The organism is Roseateles sp. (genome assembly GCF_965262435.1).
Taxonomy (GTDB): Bacteria; Pseudomonadota; Gammaproteobacteria; order Burkholderiales; family Burkholderiaceae_C; genus Paucibacter_A.
Genome location: NZ_OZ253537.1, coordinates 3,608,730 through 3,625,190, shown reverse-complemented (window position 1 = coordinate 3,625,190; position 16,461 = coordinate 3,608,730). Strand labels below are relative to the sequence as shown.

Annotated in this window: 11 protein-coding genes and 1 pseudogene; 7 read left to right on the top strand and 5 right to left on the bottom strand. The window is 66.5% G+C overall.

What is annotated here, in order from left to right; genetic code table 11:
• Positions 1 to 3 precede the first annotated feature (3 nt).
• Positions 4 to 1,743, bottom strand: a complete 1,740-nt coding sequence (locus tag ACQY39_RS15625) for a ShlB/FhaC/HecB family hemolysin secretion/activation protein (RefSeq protein ID WP_428507737.1) — start codon at positions 1,741 to 1,743, stop codon at positions 4 to 6.
• A 53-nt stretch (positions 1,744 to 1,796) separates the two neighbouring features.
• On the opposite strand from ACQY39_RS15625, the gene ACQY39_RS15620 reads away from it, so the two are divergent.
• Positions 1,797 to 1,973: a hypothetical protein gene (locus tag ACQY39_RS15620; protein ID WP_428507735.1), complete on the top strand. Its 177-nt coding sequence runs from the start codon at positions 1,797 to 1,799 to the stop codon at positions 1,971 to 1,973.
• Positions 1,974 to 2,102: 129 nt separating this feature from the next.
• On the opposite strand, the gene ACQY39_RS15615 is transcribed toward ACQY39_RS15620, so the two are convergent.
• From ACQY39_RS15615 to ACQY39_RS15605, 3 genes are all read right to left on the bottom strand, one after another.
• Positions 2,103 to 3,449 (bottom strand): PEP-CTERM sorting domain-containing protein, encoded by a 1,347-nt coding sequence (locus ACQY39_RS15615; RefSeq protein WP_428507733.1) that lies wholly within the window; start codon positions 3,447 to 3,449, stop codon positions 2,103 to 2,105.
• A gap of 108 nt (positions 3,450 to 3,557) precedes the next feature.
• The gene (locus tag ACQY39_RS15610) at positions 3,558 to 5,009 is read right to left on the bottom strand and encodes a hypothetical protein (protein WP_428507731.1); all 1,452 of its coding nucleotides are present in this window, start codon (positions 5,007 to 5,009) and stop codon (positions 3,558 to 3,560) included.
• A 221-nt stretch (positions 5,010 to 5,230) separates the two neighbouring features.
• Positions 5,231 to 6,040: a PEP-CTERM sorting domain-containing protein gene (locus tag ACQY39_RS15605; protein WP_428507729.1), complete on the bottom strand. Its 810-nt coding sequence runs from the start codon at positions 6,038 to 6,040 to the stop codon at positions 5,231 to 5,233.
• Positions 6,041 to 6,466: 426 nt separating this feature from the next.
• On the opposite strand from ACQY39_RS15605, the gene ACQY39_RS15600 reads away from it, so the two are divergent.
• Positions 6,467 to 8,395 (top strand): S8 family serine peptidase, encoded by a 1,929-nt coding sequence (locus ACQY39_RS15600; protein ID WP_428507727.1) that lies wholly within the window; start codon positions 6,467 to 6,469, stop codon positions 8,393 to 8,395.
• 29 nt (positions 8,396 to 8,424) lie between these two features.
• Positions 8,425 to 9,498 (top strand): cupin-like domain-containing protein, encoded by a 1,074-nt coding sequence (locus tag ACQY39_RS15595; protein ID WP_428507725.1) that lies wholly within the window; start codon positions 8,425 to 8,427, stop codon positions 9,496 to 9,498.
• A 25-nt stretch (positions 9,499 to 9,523) separates the two neighbouring features.
• Here ACQY39_RS15595 and ACQY39_RS15590 read toward each other — a convergent pair whose 3' ends face one another.
• Positions 9,524 to 10,456 (bottom strand): hypothetical protein, encoded by a 933-nt coding sequence (locus tag ACQY39_RS15590; protein WP_428507724.1) that lies wholly within the window; start codon positions 10,454 to 10,456, stop codon positions 9,524 to 9,526.
• A gap of 295 nt (positions 10,457 to 10,751) precedes the next feature.
• Between ACQY39_RS15590 and ACQY39_RS15585 the strand changes: the two genes are divergently transcribed.
• From ACQY39_RS15585 to ACQY39_RS15570, 4 genes and pseudogenes are all read left to right on the top strand, one after another.
• Positions 10,752 to 11,951, top strand: a complete 1,200-nt coding sequence (locus tag ACQY39_RS15585; protein ID WP_428507722.1) for an acetate/propionate family kinase — start codon at positions 10,752 to 10,754, stop codon at positions 11,949 to 11,951.
• A 465-nt stretch (positions 11,952 to 12,416) separates the two neighbouring features.
• Positions 12,417 to 14,797 (top strand): annotated as a pseudogene (locus ACQY39_RS15580) (phosphoketolase family protein).
• Positions 14,794 to 15,822, top strand: a complete 1,029-nt coding sequence (locus ACQY39_RS15575; protein ID WP_428507720.1) for a class I fructose-bisphosphate aldolase — start codon at positions 14,794 to 14,796, stop codon at positions 15,820 to 15,822. The pseudogene ACQY39_RS15580 and the gene ACQY39_RS15575 overlap by 4 nt, the downstream one beginning before the upstream one ends.
• Positions 15,819 to 16,427: a histidine phosphatase family protein gene (locus tag ACQY39_RS15570; RefSeq protein ID WP_428507718.1), complete on the top strand. Its 609-nt coding sequence runs from the start codon at positions 15,819 to 15,821 to the stop codon at positions 16,425 to 16,427. Before ACQY39_RS15575 ends, ACQY39_RS15570 begins: the two co-directional genes overlap by 4 nt.
• Positions 16,428 to 16,461: the final 34 nt, after the last annotated feature.

Genomic DNA, 16,461 nt, shown 5'->3' with positions numbered 1-16,461 from the left:
GGCTCAGAATTTCACAGCCATGCGTGCATGCACGCGGTGGCGAGGGGTGTCGGTGGCGGCAATGGCCTTGTGGGCGCGTGCGGCGATCAGCTCGAAGCTGAAGCCCGCCCGGCTGCCGAAACGCAGGCCCCAACCGCTGCCCAGCAGGGGCTGGCGGCGGTTCTGGCCGGGGTCGGGGTTCAGGGTCTGCAAGCGGCCGGCGTCAACAAAGCCCAGCAGGCTCAGCTCGGCCACATCGTCCAGCGGCGCGCCCGGGTGCTGGCGGCGCAGCGAATCGGCCAGGTTGGCGCTGCGCAGCTCCAGCGAGGCCAGCAAGCCGTGGTCGCCCACCGCCGCGCCCTCCTGGTAGCCGCGCACCGACTCGGCGCCGCCCAGCGCGAACTGCTCGGCGCTGCTCAGCTGCTGCGAAGCCAGCTGGCCCGAGAGCCGCGCCAGCACGCTGCCCCAGCGGCCCTGCTCGGTGTGGCGCAGGTCCACACGCAGGGCAGCAAAGCCACCGTCGGCGCCCTTGCGCTTGCAGCGGAACTGGTCGTCGATGCCGATGCTGAAATCTTCCAGCTCGCAGCCCGAGATGCGCCGCGCCATCAGCGGCCGCAGGCCAAAACCGAGGCTGGTGTTGAGCTGGGTCTGGCGCTCGGCCGAAAACCAGTTACCGGTGTAGGCCACCTGCAACGGCAGGTAGCGCAAGGGCTTGGCAATGCGCTGCTCGCCCAGGCTGATCTGTTCCTGCACATCGCGGTAGTCGGCGCCCAGGGCCAGGTTGTGCAGGCTGCCTTCCGCACCAGGGAGGTTGACGGCATAGCGCAGGCCGAAGGTGTCACCCTTGCCCAGCACCTTGGTGCCGCCGAGGGCGTCGATATTGCTGTTCGAATGGACCGCGTAGAAGCCCAGGTTGTCGCCGCCGTCGAGCGGGATGCCGTAGTTCAGCACGAACACGCTGGTCTGCGCGCTGTGGTTGGGCGCGGTGGTCACGGTCAGGCCCAGGCTGTGGCCGCGCTGCCAGAGGTTCTCGTAGCGCAGCTGCCCGGTCACGCGCACCGGGTCGGTGTTGGCCGTGCCGGCATTGCTGGCCTCCAGCGAGCCGTACACCGGAAGGCGGTCCTTGACCTGCAGCTCCGCCTCCACCGTGCCGGGCAGGCGGCCTGGCCGCAGCACCGGCTGCACCCGTCGGTCTTCGCTGTTATTGACCGTGGCCAGCTGGGCCTGCATCTCATTGAAATTGGGCACCTGGCCCGGCGCCAGCGCGGCCACGCGGCTGCGGATCACGCCCTGGTCAAAGTAGCGCGCGCCGGTCACCGCCAGGCGCTCGACCCGGCCCTCGATCACCTGCAGGCGGATCACCCCGCCATCCACCCGCTGCTCGGGCAGGTCCACGAAGACGGTCAAAAATCCCGCGCTCTGGTAGGCCTTCTCCAGCGCCGCACGCGCCGCCTCGGCATCGGCCAGGGCCCGCTGCGGGCCCATGAAGGGCAGCAAGGCCCGCTCGATCACCAGCGCCCCCAGCACCGTGTTGCCCTCGACCTCGAACTCCAGGATGTCAAAGCGCGGCGCCTGCTCCGCGCTGGCCGCCGGCGCAGGCTCGGGCGTGGCGCGCGGCGCGTCCTGGGCCCAGCCCGGCGCAGCACTCAGCAAGGCCAGCACGGCCGTGCTCAGCGCCGGCACGAGACGGCCACGCGCGGGCGGCAGCACGGGGCGCGGCAGGGCGCAAAAAGTCCGGCAGGTCGGCAAGGGCAAGAACGACATGAATCCCAGCCCGGCTAGAGGCTGACTCCCTGGATGGATGGATAGACGAATGAATGAACGAAAAGCAGAAGAAGCAGCGAGGAGCAAAACCTGGACGTCAGCGCGAGCGGCAAGCAAACAAACAAACAAGCACGCCTGCGCTGCTGGTGAGCGTGCAAACGCACGAGCTCAGCGCCAGTCACCTGGCTCGCGTGGTGGCAGTGTCCCGAGCCGTGGTGAATCCGCGATGAAGCGCCGTGGTCCGAACGGCAGGGGGCAAAGGCTCGCAGCGAGGTGGCAGGCGAAGGCGCAGGCTCAGCCCGCGAGCCGCTGGGGCTCGCGGGGACGCCTGCGGCGCAGCTGCGTGCTCGCCGAAAAGATCAGGCTTGCGAGGCGCTGCTGCTGTGTGTGCTGCGTGTGCTGCTGTTGCTGCGGCGGCGCGCATGGGCCGCCAGGCCCAGCAGGCCCAGAGCCATCAGGCCCCAGCTCTGCGGCTCGGGCACGGCCGTCACGGCCTGCTGTGCAGCCAGGCTGCCGTTGAGGAAGAGCGCCGCTGCATCGGGCGCATTGGCAACATCGTCGCCGGCCAGGGCCAGGATCTGGCGAGCAAAACCGCTCTGCGCGCTGTAGTCGGTGAAGGAAAGCCGGCTGCGGCCGAAATCGGTGCTCACCAGGCTGCGCGGGTTGGAGCCCGCCAGGGTGTAGCTGAGCACGTACTTGCTGGAATTGGGGTCCTTGATCAAGCCCCAGTAGCCGTCACCGCTGAGGTTGTCGAATTCGTCGTAAACGAGGGGGAGGTCTGATTCGACATTGCCATCCTCGTCAAGAGCGGGCGTGAGTTTGTAGAACCAGGACGAAGTGCCCAGAGGGTTGCCCATGCACAGTGTGGCGGTCACGACGCAATCTCCAGGGGCCAGGGTACTGCCCCTCGCAAAGAAATTGGTGAGAGTCCCCGCATAAGTGCCCTTGTTGCCCGCAGCATTGCTGGCCAGGGCACTGCCATTCTCTTCAGTGCGGATGTTGCTGATGAGAATAGTCTGCGCGGTGGCAGCCGCCACATTTATGAGGTACTTGTTGATGTCATCCTTTCCTGCCAACGAAGGCGACATCATTTCACTCATGGCTTTGAAGTTCTTTTGTTGTGTGGCCAGGTCCCCGCTGTTGTTCAGGGTGACATAGTCGTTTCTTTCCTTACCTTCACCAGCACCTTTGTTGCTTGCAGCAACGATCCAGCGGACGCTGGCCAGGTCTGCACTGCCGAGAAAGGTTTTCAGGGCTTCATCCGTGTCGGGGTCCAGATACTTGAACAAAGAGGCGCCCATGTCCTGCTGCGCCGTGATCCAGAACTCGGTGGCCGTGATGCCGAGATCCTTGATATAGGTCATCTCCGCTTTTTTCTGATCCAGCAGCAGCAGCACCAGCTCTGACTTTTGGGCCGCGGTTTCAAGTTTGGCCTGCGCAGGTGCGAGTGCCGCGGCGCACAAGACAAACCCCAGAAGAGGGCGCAGCAAGGGAGCACGAGATGTAGAAGCGGTCAACATGGAAGCAATCCTCAATGGCGAGATGCGGGGCAGGCGCCCGATGCGCGGCAGTGTGCGCAAATGATGTGAAACCCTGATGCCAGCGGAGAAGGTTGGAAGTAGACCGTTCGGCTCAGCCGAACTGACGTGCCCGTCTGCCAAGCCCCTCAGACGGCTTGCGGTGCGCGATCTGAAGGCTTGCTGCACGCAACAGCTGCTGCAGGAGGCCATGAAAAACGGGGTCGGAACACCGACCCACGTTTCACAGATATCGCGATGCACCCGGCTTGCGGCCGGGTGCTGCAATTGCGGCGATCAGCGCGCCAGCTTCAGCACCGAGCAGCTGTCACCGGCCAAGCGAGCCACGCGCGAGGCGAAGGGCTTGTCGGCAGCCGGCAGGGCCGCGTACTGGGCGGGCGCCCAGGTCGAGGACGGGGCCATCACACCTTGTTGCGTGTCCACATCGGCCTTGGCCAGCGAAGCGGGCTTTGGTGCGCCGCTGCGGATGGCGGCGATGAAGGCGATCTTGTCGGCGTTCAGGTTGGGATTGGTGGTGTTGTACTGCAGGGTGGACTCGTAGACGAAGTCATAGTCACCGAAGATGGCGCCGCGGCCGGTGCTGGCGTCATAGCGCAGGGGCTGAGCACCATCGAGCTTGACGTAGCGGTACTTCTTGTCGCCACCATTGGCCAGGGGGTTGTTCTCGCGGCCCAGCACGCCGATGGCGTAGGCGCCGGCGATGTTTTCCACGGTGCTGCCGATGCAGGTTTCCACATTGCCGGTACCGGCGCCTTCATTGACCACATAGGTGCCGCCGGTGGCGGTGTGCACCGGGGCGGCAGCGCTGGCCTGGCGCAGGGCGCCGGAGGTGGACAGGCCGCAGGGGTTCTGGGCGAAGTAGGCGTTGGACGCAGCTTGCGTGCCCGAGCTGGGCTGGCGGCGGCAGATGTTCAGGGTCTTGGTGTGCACCGAGGCGTCCACGGCCGGGCTGATCACCATGCCCCAGCCGCGCTGGCTGGTGTTGGAAGCGGTCAGGCCGCCGGTCAGAGCGCCGCGCACCCAGGTGGTGGGCAGGCTGGGGCGGTTGGCGTCGCTGTCGTCCTGGGTCAGGCCTTGGGTGGCTTGCAGGGCGCGATAGGCGCGCAGGTTCACGGCCACGCCGAAGATGCCTTGCACAAAAGGCTTGACGTCCAGATTGCTCAGGTCCACCGGCGAGGAGGGGCCGCTGGTCGGATCACCGGGGGTGTTGTCGGCCAGATTGACCGAGGCGTTCAGCAGGCCGGGTTCGACGTCGGAGATGCCGGCGTCAGACACGCGGTTGCTGGTCGTTCCGCAGGTGTAGTTGGGCACCTGAATGTCGGTGAAGTTGGGGGTGGCGGTGACCACGCAGGAGGCATCCACATTCATGTGGGCGATGGGCGTGTTCAGGGCGATGGGGGCCACGCCTTGGCCGGAGCCGCCTTGGTCGCGCTTGACCACCAGCACCGGGGTGCCGGCGGCATAGTTGCCCACGGCCACGCCGAGGTTGCAGCTGTAGGCGCGGTGGTTGGCGCCGGCGGCGTTGTTGAAGAACACGTGCATGGTGCTCGTGTTGCAGATTTCCTGGACGTAGGCAGCCAGGGACAGGCGCAGGGCCGAGGCGCCCGAGAAGGTGACTTCCTTCAGGGTGCCGGCGCTGCGGGCGTCAACGATTTGGGTGGGGGTCAGGGCGTGGGCGCTGGACACGGCGGCCAGAGCAGCGGCAACGGCAAGGAGGCGGAGCTTCATGATGGAGGGAGCTTTCGAAGGGCGGATAAGAAAGAAAGAAGGAAAACCTGGACGGGCTGAACAAACAGCCCGGCAACGACGCACCAGGGACGCATCAGGCATGCATCAAAGCGCTGAGGCGCGGCGCTGAGCACCGGGCCGGCCACGTCTTGGCACGCGGCCGGCTCGGTGGGACACCCTGCTTGGGCGTCAGCGCCTGAACTTCAGGCGCCAGCCGTCAATCAGATGTCGCGACGGCGGCGGGCCATGAAGGCCACGGCCACCAGACCGGCCAGCATCAGGGCGTAGGTCTCGGGTTCCGGCACGGCGGAGACATTGGTCACGGCGATGGTCTGGCCGTCGAAGCTGACCTTGACGTTCTCGAAGGCTTGGGCGCCCACATAGACGTCATAGTCTTCCGGATCGGTCGGGTTGACATGGACCAGGGCGGAATCGACGCCGACCTTGTTGCCGATCTTGGTGAACGCGCTGCCCCAGTTGAAGAAGCGGTCACCGGCATAACCCGCGGTGCCCACAGCGTTGTAGCTGGAGCCGTTGAGCTGGGTGCGGTGGGTGCCCGTGCCGTTGGCGTTCAGGATGAGACCGGTCGAGGCGCCGAAACTGCCGTCAAAGCTGTTGGCGTTCAGGCTGCTGCTGATGGAGGCGGCGCTGACACCGGTGCCGACCGTGGTCAGCACATGCTTGGTGGTCAGATCGAAACCGCCGTTGCCTTCGTAGACGAACAGCGACCAGCGGATGCCGTTGACGCTGTTGGAAGCGCCGTTGAACAGGTCAGGGCGGGTGGAGACGAAGGTGGACCAGCCAGAGGTGCCGACCACGCTTTGGCTCAGCAGGGTGCCGGGCGTGCCGGAACCGGCCAGGGTCATCATTTGCTGGAAGGTGACGCCGGTGTCCAGCACGTAGGAGCCGTTGTTGTCGCCAACGACCAGGAACAACTCGGAGCCGACGGAAACGGCCTTGATGGTGGCGAAAGCGGGGGCGCTCGCGACGGCGGCCAGGGCTGCGACGGCAGCGATGTGTTTCAGTTTCATGGGTGAGTACTCCAGTAGATTGAGATGTGTAGGCCTGCGGCCTGGGTGAAGAGACGGAGGGATGACATCAGCCCTCCCCGAGGCCCGGCATGACTGCACCGGGCCACGGCAGCGGGCGCGGCACCTGGACACCACCGATGGAGTGCAAGCCTGGGCGGCTTGGACTCGGCGGCAGCACTGGGTACCCGGGGCTTCCCGAGGCAGACAAAAGAACAGGTGTGTCGTCCTGCGACAGGCCGCACTGTGGCAGCGACAAGTGACGCTCGTATGCGTGCGAATTGCGGGTTTGCGCGCCGAACGGACTAGGGTGTGTGGCGCGGGTGCGACGCGGCGGGCGGCCGCGCTGGCGCTTTGCAAGCGGCGGGCCGCGGTTCGGCCGCGGGCCTTGTCACGAGGGGTTCATCAGAACGGCCTATGGTGCGCGCCATGAGAACGCCACATCCCCAACTGTTCACGCGCTTGCTGCGCAAGACTCCCGCCAGCCTCGGCCTGGTCACCGCTGTGGGCCTGAGTGCCTGGGCCCTGGCCGCGCAGATCCAGCCCAAGCCGGGCCGGCTGGGCGATGCAGCCACAGCCACCACATCGGCAAGGCCAGCCACTGCCGCCGCAGGTGGGGATCTGATCGTCAAGCTGGCCGATGGCGGCCGCGACAGCGCCCAGCAGCAGGCCCAGCTGCGCCATGTGCTGGCCGAGCACGGCCTGCCGCTGCGCGCCGGCCAGCCGCTGGGCTCGGGCTGGTGGCGTTTGCAAGCGGTGCCAGGGCAGGGCGGCAAGACCGCAGAAACCGCAGAAACCGCCAAGGCCACACGTGAGCAATGGCTGCAAACCCTGCGGGCCGATGCCCGCATCGGCCATGCCATGCCCGAGCTGCGCGAACAACGCGCCGCGGTGCCCAACGACCCCTTGTTCCGAAACGGCAGCGATCCGAAATCCAGCCAGTGGTGGCTGGACGAGCAGTCGGCCGACGGCAACCCCGCGGCTGCCGGCTTCACCAAGGCCTGGGACCTGAGCAAGGGCTCGGCCTCGGTGGTGGTGGCGGTGCTTGATTCGGGCATCACCTCGCACGGCGACCTCAACGCCAATGTGCTGACCGGCTACAACTTCGTCAGCAAGCCCGAGTACGCCAACAACAGCGTGGGCCGCAGCGCCGGCGCGGCCGACCCCGGCGACGCCCTGAGCAAGGCCGAGCATGACGGCAATCTGGCGCTGTGGGACGGCTGCCTGGTGAACGAGAGCAGCAGCTGGCACGGCACCCTGGTGGCGGCCCAGCTGGCGGCCGTGACCAACAACGCCGGCGGCGTGGCCGGCATGAACTGGAACGGCCGCGTGCTGCCGGTGCGCGTGTCGGGCAAATGCGGCGCCTCGGTCGGCGATATGGTGGACGGCATGCGCTGGGCCGCCGGCTTGCCCGTGGCCGGTGCACCGGCCAATGCCAACCCGGCCAAGATCGTGGTGATCGGCTTTGCCGGCGTGACCTCCTGCGATGTCAACGACGCCAATGCCGATGTGGCCGCCGCCGCGCGTCTGTACCGCGACGCCATCGAGGAGCTGCGCAAGCTCGGCGTCATGGTGGTGGCCGCCGCCGGCAACTACCGCAGCACGGTGGGCCGCCCGGCCAACTGCGCCGGCGTGTTCGGCGTGGCCGCGGCCAACCGCCAGGGCTTCAAGGCGATTTATTCCAACTTCGGCAAGGAAGTGCAGCTGCTGGCCCCGGGCGGCGACGCCGACAGCGGCCGCAGCTGCGACGCCGACCTGGCCGACAGCGGCCTGGTCTCGGCCAGCAACAAGGGCACGAACGCACCGACCACGGCCGGCTACAGCGCCGTCAGTGGCACCAGCTTTGCCGCACCCCAGGTGGCCGGCGCGGCGGCGCTGATGTGGTCGCTCAACCCGGCGCTGAGCCTGAGCCAGGTGGAGGGCGGCCTCAAGCTGAGCGCGCGCCCCCATGTCACCGCTTACGCCCTGGGTTATTGCAGCAGCAGCAATTCGAGCCGCTGCACCTGCACCACCGAGACCTGCGGCAGCGGCCTGCTGGACGCGGCCGAGGCGGTGAAATACGCCCAGGCGCCGGGCAGCTACACGGCGCCGGTGCGCAGCGCGCAGACCTTGCAAAGCGCGGCCCTGAGCCGCTGCGGCCAGGCCCAGGGCAGCACGCCCATCCCCGTCCCGGCCCCTGCACCGGCTCCCGCTCCGGCCCCTGCGCCCACGCCGGCCCCGAGCCCAACGCCGGCCCCGGCGCCCAGTTCGGGCGGCGGCGGTGGCGGCGCCGCCTCGCCCTGGTGGCTGGCGGGCCTGGCCCTGGCGGCGGCCGCTGTGCGCGCCCCGCGCCGGCGTGATGGCCAGACGGAGCGCTGATGGCGCGCTGCTCCATCCTGGCTTGAAACATGAACCTCGCTGCGATGAACTCGACGTTTGACCGATTGGCGCCGCCCCGGCCGCTGGTGCTGGCGCCGCACGCCTTGCCGGCCGAATGGCTGCAGTGGGTGGCGGACAGTCTGATGTGGGAGGGCTCGCCGGCCGCCATGCTGCCGGTGATGCAGGCGGCGGGCCTGCCCAGCGCCGCCTGCGAGGCAGCCATTGCCAGCGTCAGGGTCAGCCCGGCCTTCATTGCTGCGCAGCAGCACAAGCAGATGCTGCGCAAGCTGGAGTCCATCATGGCGAACCAGCAGAAACTGCTGGAGAGCGCGGCGGACTACCGCGACATCGAACGGCGGCGGGGTGTCGGTCGGGAGGAGTTCCTGGAGCGCTATGTGCTGGGCTGCCGCCCGGTCGTGCTGCAGGATGTGGCCTCGGACTGGCCGGCGCTGCAGCGCTGGTCGCCGGCCGACTTCGCCACCCGTTTCGGTCATCTGGACGTCGATGTGCAGGTAGGCCGCTCACGTGACCCCTTGTTTGAGCAGAACAAGGGACAGCTGCGGCAACGCATGCGGGTGAGCGATTTCGTGGCCCTGGTGCAGGGCGCTGGTGACACCAACGACCACTACCTGACGGCCAATGACGAGATGCTGCGCCGGCCCGAGTTCCTGCCTTTGCTGGCGGACATCGGCTCCATGCCGCCGATTTGCGACGCGAGCCTGCTGCCTGCCGCGGCGTCCTTCTGGTTCGGCCCGGGCGGCACGCACACGCCCTTGCATCACGACACTTTGATGCTGTTCCACACCCAGGTGGTCGGCCGCAAGCGCTGGCGCTTCATCTCGCCCTGGCAGACGCCGCTGCTCTACAACCGCATGGGCGTGTTCAGCCCGATTGACCTGGACAGGCCGGATTTCGAACGCTTCCCCCTGTTCCGGCAAGCCACGGTGCTGGAAACCGTGCTGGAGCCGGGCGACACGCTGTTTCTGCCGCTGGGCTGGTGGCACCAGGTCAGCGCGCTGGAGCTGAGCATGTCTTTCTCGTTCACCAATCTGGACCTGCCCAACCAGTTCAGCTACGCCAATCCGAGCATCGGCAACTGGTAACGCGGTAGTTCAGCGCATCAGCCCATCAGTGCTTCGCTGCGTTCTGGCGCTGCATGGCGGCCAGAAACACAGGGTCGCGCAGCAGCTCGGCGACGGCGGAGCGTGCAGTGACCGGATGCAAGCCTTGCTCGGTCAAGGCCGCGACCGCATCCTCGGGCGCAGCACCGTCCAGCAACTGCGCGGCCAGCGTGCGCAAGCGCGCATCGTCCAGCACGGGGCGGAAGCGCTGGTGGACGAGGGCAGGGTCCACATCGAACAGATCACGCAGCAGCACCGCATCGAGCTGGCGCTGCGCTTGCAGAAGGAGTGAGGGCGCATGGGTCGCCTGCGGGTGGCGATGAACCACACAGCCCGGCAGCGCGGCGAAGCGGGCGGCGTGGAAGAGGTCGAGGTTGAGCGCGCCATGCTCGGGGGCATCCGGCAGCTCGCCGTAGTGCAGGCGCAGGTCCAGCGTGCGGGCCGAGGCGGCAGCCAGCGCCACCAGATCGGTCCGCTCCGGCCGTACGCCCTCGGCCTGAAGCCGCTCCATGACCGAGAGCCAGCGGCTGTCACGCTGCGCCCGTGCGACCGCCGGGTCCATGGTGGAGAGCGCTCCGAACGCCACGATGCGATCGACCCCCAAGGCCAGGCCGTAGAGGATGGCGCCGTAGCCACCCATCGATTGCCCCAAGGTCATGACCCGGGTCGGCGCCAGCGCGCGCACCTGCGTGGCCAGCGCGTCCAGCGTGCGCAGCAAGTTGGAACCCAGGCCGGCCACGCCGTGCAGATACCAGGAGACACTCAAGTCACGCAGATGGATGCGATGGAACTTCTGGCCGAGCAGGAACTCGAGCTTGCGCAGCCGGCCCTGAAAATCAAAAGCCACCGGCACGTCCCACTGCGCAAACCCAAAGGTGATGACCAGCGGCGCTGGCGAATCGGCGGGTTCGATCAGGAAGTCAGGGTCTGAGGGCTGCATCGCAGGCAGAAGTTCGGGTTGTGGGGCGCGCGGATTATGGAGGCCTTGCATGTCAGCCCGTGTGTGCCAGCAGCTGCACGCGACAGAGAGAGAACAAGCGTCGAGGTTGAAAGGCTGCGGGTCAGCAAGCCTCCATATTATCGACAATGTGTATTATGTAAAATTACATTGTTGAGTTTTTGCAGCTGAATCCTCGGCCTTCATGTTGAACCCCGATTCGACGCGCTGATTGGGCCCTGCCCATGTGCTGCGCCGAACGGACAAAGTCTCAGCGGTGAACGACAGTCGACCCTGCATGCCCACACCAGCCCCGAGCACCGACGCCGAACCCCATGTACTCGCTTTGAACAGTGGTTCTTCGTCGCTGAAATTCGGGCTCTACCGGCTGCGCGGCGCCGACGCCATCTGCCTGCTGTCCGGAGAAGCCGATGGCTTGGGCGAAAGGACGGCCTCATTCCACGCCGTCGATGCGCATGGTGCCGTGCTGCTGCACGAAAGCACCCCGATGACGACTGCTGCCGATGCAGTGCTGCGCATCGGCAAGCTGCTCTCAGACCGAGCGACCCCAAGTCCGCAAGCGATTGGTCACCGGATCGTGCATGGCGGCCCGCGTCTGCGACAGCATTGCCTGATCGACGCCACGGTGATGAACGAACTTGAAGCGGCCGCCACTTTCGCGCCGCTGCACACGCCTGCAGCGCTGGCCCTGATTCGATATGCCGAACAGCACTTTCCTGGCCGGCCTCAGGTGGCTTGCCTGGACACCTGCTTCCACGCCACCCTGCCGCCCGTTGCCAGCACCCTGCCGCTGCCGCTCGAGCTGCGCACGCGCGGCATTCAGCGTTACGGCTTCCATGGGCTGTCTTGCGAATCGGTTCTGCGCCAGCTCGGCAGCCAGTTGCCCAAACGGCTGATCATTGCCCACCTTGGCAATGACGCCAGCATCACCGCGGTGCGTCAGGGTGTCTCCATCGACACCAGCATGAGCCTCACGCCCAGCGGCGGTCTCCTCATGGGGACACGCAGCGGCGATCTGGACCCCGGCGTGCTGATCCACCTGATGCGGGAGATGAAGCTTGACGCAGACGCGCTCGAAGCGCTGATCGACCACCGCAGCGGCCTGCTGGGCCTCTCAGGTGTCAGCGCTGATATGCGGGCGCTCCACGAAGCATCGGCGGCGAGTGCCGAAGCCCGGCTGGCCATCGAGATGTTTGGCTATCGGGTTGCCAAGGAACTGGGGGCCATGAGCATTGCCTTGGGAGGCGTCGACCGGATCGTCTTCACCGGCGGCATTGGCGAGCATGACGCTCAGATTCGGGCCCAGGTCTGCGCGCAGCTGGCCAGCCTCGGCGTCGAGCTGGACCCAGCCCGCAACGCCCGCGGCCACGGCGTGCTGAGCCAGGACGCATCGCGCTGCGCGGTACAAGTCCTGCCGTCCAAAGAAGATGAACAAATCGCGAGACACACCATGGACGTCTGCGGCTTGAAGGCTTGAGCTTCCCCGCAGCCGGGAAAAGTTGTTGTTCAGCTCGGGGCGTGGCTTGACCTCGTCATCAAGAAAACGGCCTTTCAGCATTCCCAGCATCGGCGCGGCGGTCGGGGGGCAAGAACCGCCCTTCCCTTGCCTGGGATGGCCAGCCAGCCCCCATGGGCCGCTTGATCTGCAGAGCTGTGGCGCACGCCACGTTGAATGGCCCTGTTCTCCAACGCACAGACTGCCGCCGCGCGGCGGCCTAAGTTCGACAGGGTCTGCCGGGCCTTCGGGACTTGGTGGTGGTCAACCCCCTGGAGCGCAGTCATGACAGCAAAACCGAAGCCCGGAAACCGGGAACCGGGCGCAAGCCCCTGTGCGATGGCTCGCGCTGTCGCGATGGCGGCGCGAAGGCGGAGCGCGCCCGTCCCGCCTCAGCCAGACCGCGGGTTCTCGCTGCGAGCCCTTGAACACGGGACGCGCTGACTCATGAACACCGAAACCCTGTCCCCGGCCATGCTGGACCAGATGGATGCCTATTGGCGCGCCGCCAACTATCTGTCGGTCGGCCAGCTCTACCTCTACGACAACCCCCTGCTGCGCGAGCCTCTGAGCTTGGCCCATATCAAGCCGCTGCTGGTAGGGCTTGGGGCACGGTGCCTGGCCAGAACTTCATCTATGTGCACCTGAACCGCGCGATCTTGCAACAAGACCTGAACATGGTCTACGTGTCAGGCCCGGGGCATGGCGGTGCCGCCCTGGTCGCCAACGTCTACCTCGAAGGCAGGTGGAGCGAGGTCTATCCGGAGATCACCCAGGACGCATCAGGGCTGAAGAAGCTGTTCAAGCAGTTCTCGTTTCCAGGCGGCATCTCCAGCCATGTGGCGCCGACCACGCCGGGCTCCATCCATGAGGGCGGCGAGTTGGGCTACTCGCTCAGCCATGCCTTCGGCGCCGTCTTCGACAACCCCGACTTGATCGTGGCCTGCGTGGTCGGCGACGGCGAGGCCGAGACCGGCCCGCTCGCCACCGCCTGGCATTCCAACAAGCTGCTGAATCCGGCGAGCGACGGTGCGGTGTTGCCCATCCTGCATCTCAACGGCTTCAAGATCAGCAACCCGACGCTGCTGGCTCGCATCGGTTTTGAAGAGTTGGAGCAGTTCTTCCTGGGCTGCGGCTGGACGCCGATCTTTGTCGAGGGCAGCGAGCCCATGGTCATGCACCAGCTGATGGCTGCCGCCGTCGACCGGGCCATCGCACAAATCCAGCAGATTCAGCACGATGCGCGCCAGAAGAATGTGAAGACCCGGCCACGCTGGCCCATGATCGTGCTGCGTTCGCCCAAGGGCTGGACCGGCCCTCGTTCCCTGGACGGCGTGCAGATCGAGAACACCTTTCGCTCGCACCAGGTGCCCATCCCGGTGAGCCCCGAGTTTCCCGAGCACCTCGCGCTGCTCGAAGCCTGGATGCGCAGCTACAAGCCCGACGAACTGTTCGACCGCCAAGGGCGCTTGCTGCCGGAACTGGCCGTGCTGGCACCCAAGGGCGAACGTCGCATGAGCGCCAACCCACACGCCAACGGCGGCCTGCTGCTGCGTGAACTGCAGCTGCCCGATTTCCGCGACCACGCGCTGCAGATCACGGCCCCAGGTGCCATCGAAGCCCAGGACACACGCGTGCTTGGCGGCTTTCTGCGCGATGTCGCACGGCTCAATCAAAGTTCGCGCAACTTCCGCATCTTCGGGCCCGACGAAACTGTGTCCAACCAGCTCGGCGCCGTGTTCGAGGTCACGCGCCGCCAATGGGACGCGGAGCTGCTGGCCAACGATGAGTTCCTGAGCGCTGAAGGCCAGGTGCTCGATTCGATGCTCAGTGAGCACCAATGCCAGGGTTGGCTCGAAGGCTATCTGCTGACCGGGCGCCATGGTCTCTTCAACAGCTACGAGGCCTTCATCCGCATCGTCGACTCCATGTTCAGCCAGCACGCCAAGTGGCTGAAGGTGACGCGCGAACTGCCCTGGCGCCGGCCCATCGCCTCGCTGAACTATCTGCTCACCTCGCATGTCTGGCAGCAGGACCACAACGGCTTCACGCACCAGGACCCGGGCTTCATCGACCATGTGCTCAACAAGAAGGCCGACATCGTGCGCGTCTACCTGCCGCCCGATGCCAACTGCCTGCTGTCCGTGGCCGACCATTGCCTGCGCAGCCGCAACCTTGTGAATGTCGTCGTCGCCGGCAAGCACGCCTTACCGCAATGGCTGAGCGCGGAGCAAGCCGTCGTGCACTGCACCGAAGGCATTGGCATCTGGCCCTGGGCCAGCAATGACCAGGGCTCCGAACCCGATCTCGTGATGGCCTGCTGCGGCGACACACCGACGCTGGAAATCCTGGCGGCCACGTCCCTGCTGCGCCAGCACCTGCCGGACTTGAAGGTCCGCGTCGTCAACGTCGTCGACCTGATGAAGCTGCTGCCAGCCTGCGAGCATCCGCATGGCCTGAGTGACAGCGACTTCGATTCGATCTTCACCCGCGACAAGCCTGTGATCTTCGGCTTCCACGGCTACCCGTCCCTGGTGCACCGGCTGATCTACCACCGCAGCAACCGCAAGGTCCATGTGCACGGCTACCAGGAAGAAGGCACGATCACCACGGCCTTCGACATGCGGGTGCAGAACGGGCTGGACCGCTTCCATCTCGTGCAAAAAGCGCTGCAATGCCTGCCTGGGCTGGGCAGCCCAAGCGCCTACCTGGCCCAGATGTGCCGGGACAAGCTGATCGAACACAAGCACTACATCGACCAGTATGGCCAGGACCTGCCGGAGATCCGCGACTGGGCCTGGGGCGCCACTGCCGAGTGCCGAGCATGAATCTGCAGGCGCTGATCGAAACCGCACAAGCCATGGTCGCTGATGGCAAGGGCCTGCTGGCGATGGACGAAAGCCCGGGCACCTGCAACCGTCGCTTCGAAGCCCTCGGCATTGCGCCCAGCGCCGAGATGCGGCGCGCCTACCGGGAGCTGTTGCTGAGCACACCAGAGCTAGGTTCATGCATCAGCGGCGTCATCCTTTGCGACGAAACCTTTGGGCAGGCCACGGCCGAGGGCACGACTTTCGTTCAGCTGGCCAGGGATGCCGGCCTGCTCGTCGGCATCAAGGTGGACACCGGCGCCAAGGCCCTCGCTTTGCGTTCGGGCGAAAAAGTAACGGAAGGCCTGGACGGCCTTCGCGAGCGTCTGCTAGCCTACGTCGAGACCGGTGCGAGCTTTGCCAAGTGGCGCGCCGTGATCGCCGTCAATGCTGTGGACGGCGGCCACCTGCCCAGCGCCGCTTGCATCGCCGCCAATGCGCAGGCCCTCGCTCGCTATGCGGCCTTGTGCCAGGAGGCTGGCCTGGTTCCCATCATCGAACCTGAGGTCCTGATGACGGGCACACACACGCTGGCGCATTGTCAGGCCGTCACCGAGGCCTTGTTGCGCGAAGTATTTGAAGCGTTGACGCTGCAGGGCGTGGCACTGGAAGCGCTGATCCTGAAACCCAATATGGTGATTGCCGGCCTGGCCGCACCCACGCAGAACACAGCGGACGAGGTGGCGGATGCGACCCTGCAATGTCTGCGCCGCGTGGTACCAGCGGCGGTGCCCGGCATCGCCTTCTTGTCCGGCGGTCAGTCCGGCGAGCTGGCCAGCAGCAGGCTGAACGCCCTGCATCTGAGGCCCCGCGCTCCCTGGCCGCTGAGCTTCTCTTTCGCGCGCGCCTTGCAGCATCCGGCCCTGGACATCTGGGCCGGCCAGGACGCGAACCGGGCCGCGGCGCAGAAGGCGCTGATGCATCGGGCGCGCTGCAATCGCGTGGCCTTGCGGGGCGAGTACAGCGCCGCCATGGAAGCGCAATGACGAAAACACTTGCGCCCTTGCAGATCTACTTCATCCGCCATGGCGAGACCGACTGGACGCTGTCCGGCCAACACACTGGGCGCACAGACCTGCCGCTGACGGCGCGTGGCGAAGCCATGGCGCTTGGGCTGGCCACGGCATTGCAGGGCATCCGCTTCTCCCGCGTGCAGAGCAGCCCTAGCCTGCGCGCACGCAGCACCTGCAGCCTGGCAGGCTTTTCTGACCCAGACGTCCAGCTGGAGCCCGAGCTGGCCGAATGGGACTACGGCGCCTACGAAGGCCTGCGCACGGCCGAGATCCACCAGAGGCACCCGAGCTGGAATGTGTGGACTGACGGCTGCCCGGGCGGTGAAACACCTGCCGGAGTCAGCGCGCGCGCAGACCGGCTCATTGCCAGCCTGTGCGAACAAGTCAGCGGCAAGATCATTGCCTTCTCGCACGGCCAGTTCGGGCGCGTGCTGGCGGCCCGCTGGATCGGCCTGCCGGTGAGCCAGGGCCAGCACTTCGCCATCTCCCCGGCGTCCATCAGCATCCTCAGCTTCGAGTCCGCCCACCCGCTCAGGCGCGTCATCTCGATGTGGAACTCGAGCGCTCGCAGTGACTAGTGCACAGCCCCTGCCCGACTGATCGGCAGGCATC

What these genes read in the sequence shown, in the direction of transcription:
- ACQY39_RS15575 (WP_428507720.1), top strand. Translation starts at nt 14,794, where the DNA reads ATGAATCTGCAGGCGCTGATCGAAACCGCACAAGCCATGGTCGCTGAT.
- ACQY39_RS15570 (WP_428507718.1), top strand. Translation starts at nt 15,819, where the DNA reads ATGACGAAAACACTTGCGCCCTTGCAGATCTACTTCATCCGCCATGGC.
- ACQY39_RS15590 (WP_428507724.1), bottom strand. Translation starts at nt 10,456, where the DNA reads ATGCAGCCCTCAGACCCTGACTTCCTGATCGAACCCGCCGATTCGCCA.
- ACQY39_RS15620 (WP_428507735.1), top strand. Translation starts at nt 1,797, where the DNA reads ATGAACGAAAAGCAGAAGAAGCAGCGAGGAGCAAAACCTGGACGTCAG.
- ACQY39_RS15600 (WP_428507727.1), top strand. Translation starts at nt 6,467, where the DNA reads ATGAGAACGCCACATCCCCAACTGTTCACGCGCTTGCTGCGCAAGACT.
- ACQY39_RS15585 (WP_428507722.1), top strand. Translation starts at nt 10,752, where the DNA reads ATGCCCACACCAGCCCCGAGCACCGACGCCGAACCCCATGTACTCGCT.
- ACQY39_RS15610 (WP_428507731.1), bottom strand. Translation starts at nt 5,009, where the DNA reads ATGAAGCTCCGCCTCCTTGCCGTTGCCGCTGCTCTGGCCGCCGTGTCC.
- ACQY39_RS15605 (WP_428507729.1), bottom strand. Translation starts at nt 6,040, where the DNA reads ATGAAACTGAAACACATCGCTGCCGTCGCAGCCCTGGCCGCCGTCGCG.
- ACQY39_RS15625 (WP_428507737.1), bottom strand. Translation starts at nt 1,743, where the DNA reads ATGTCGTTCTTGCCCTTGCCGACCTGCCGGACTTTTTGCGCCCTGCCG.
- ACQY39_RS15595 (WP_428507725.1), top strand. Translation starts at nt 8,425, where the DNA reads ATGAACCTCGCTGCGATGAACTCGACGTTTGACCGATTGGCGCCGCCC.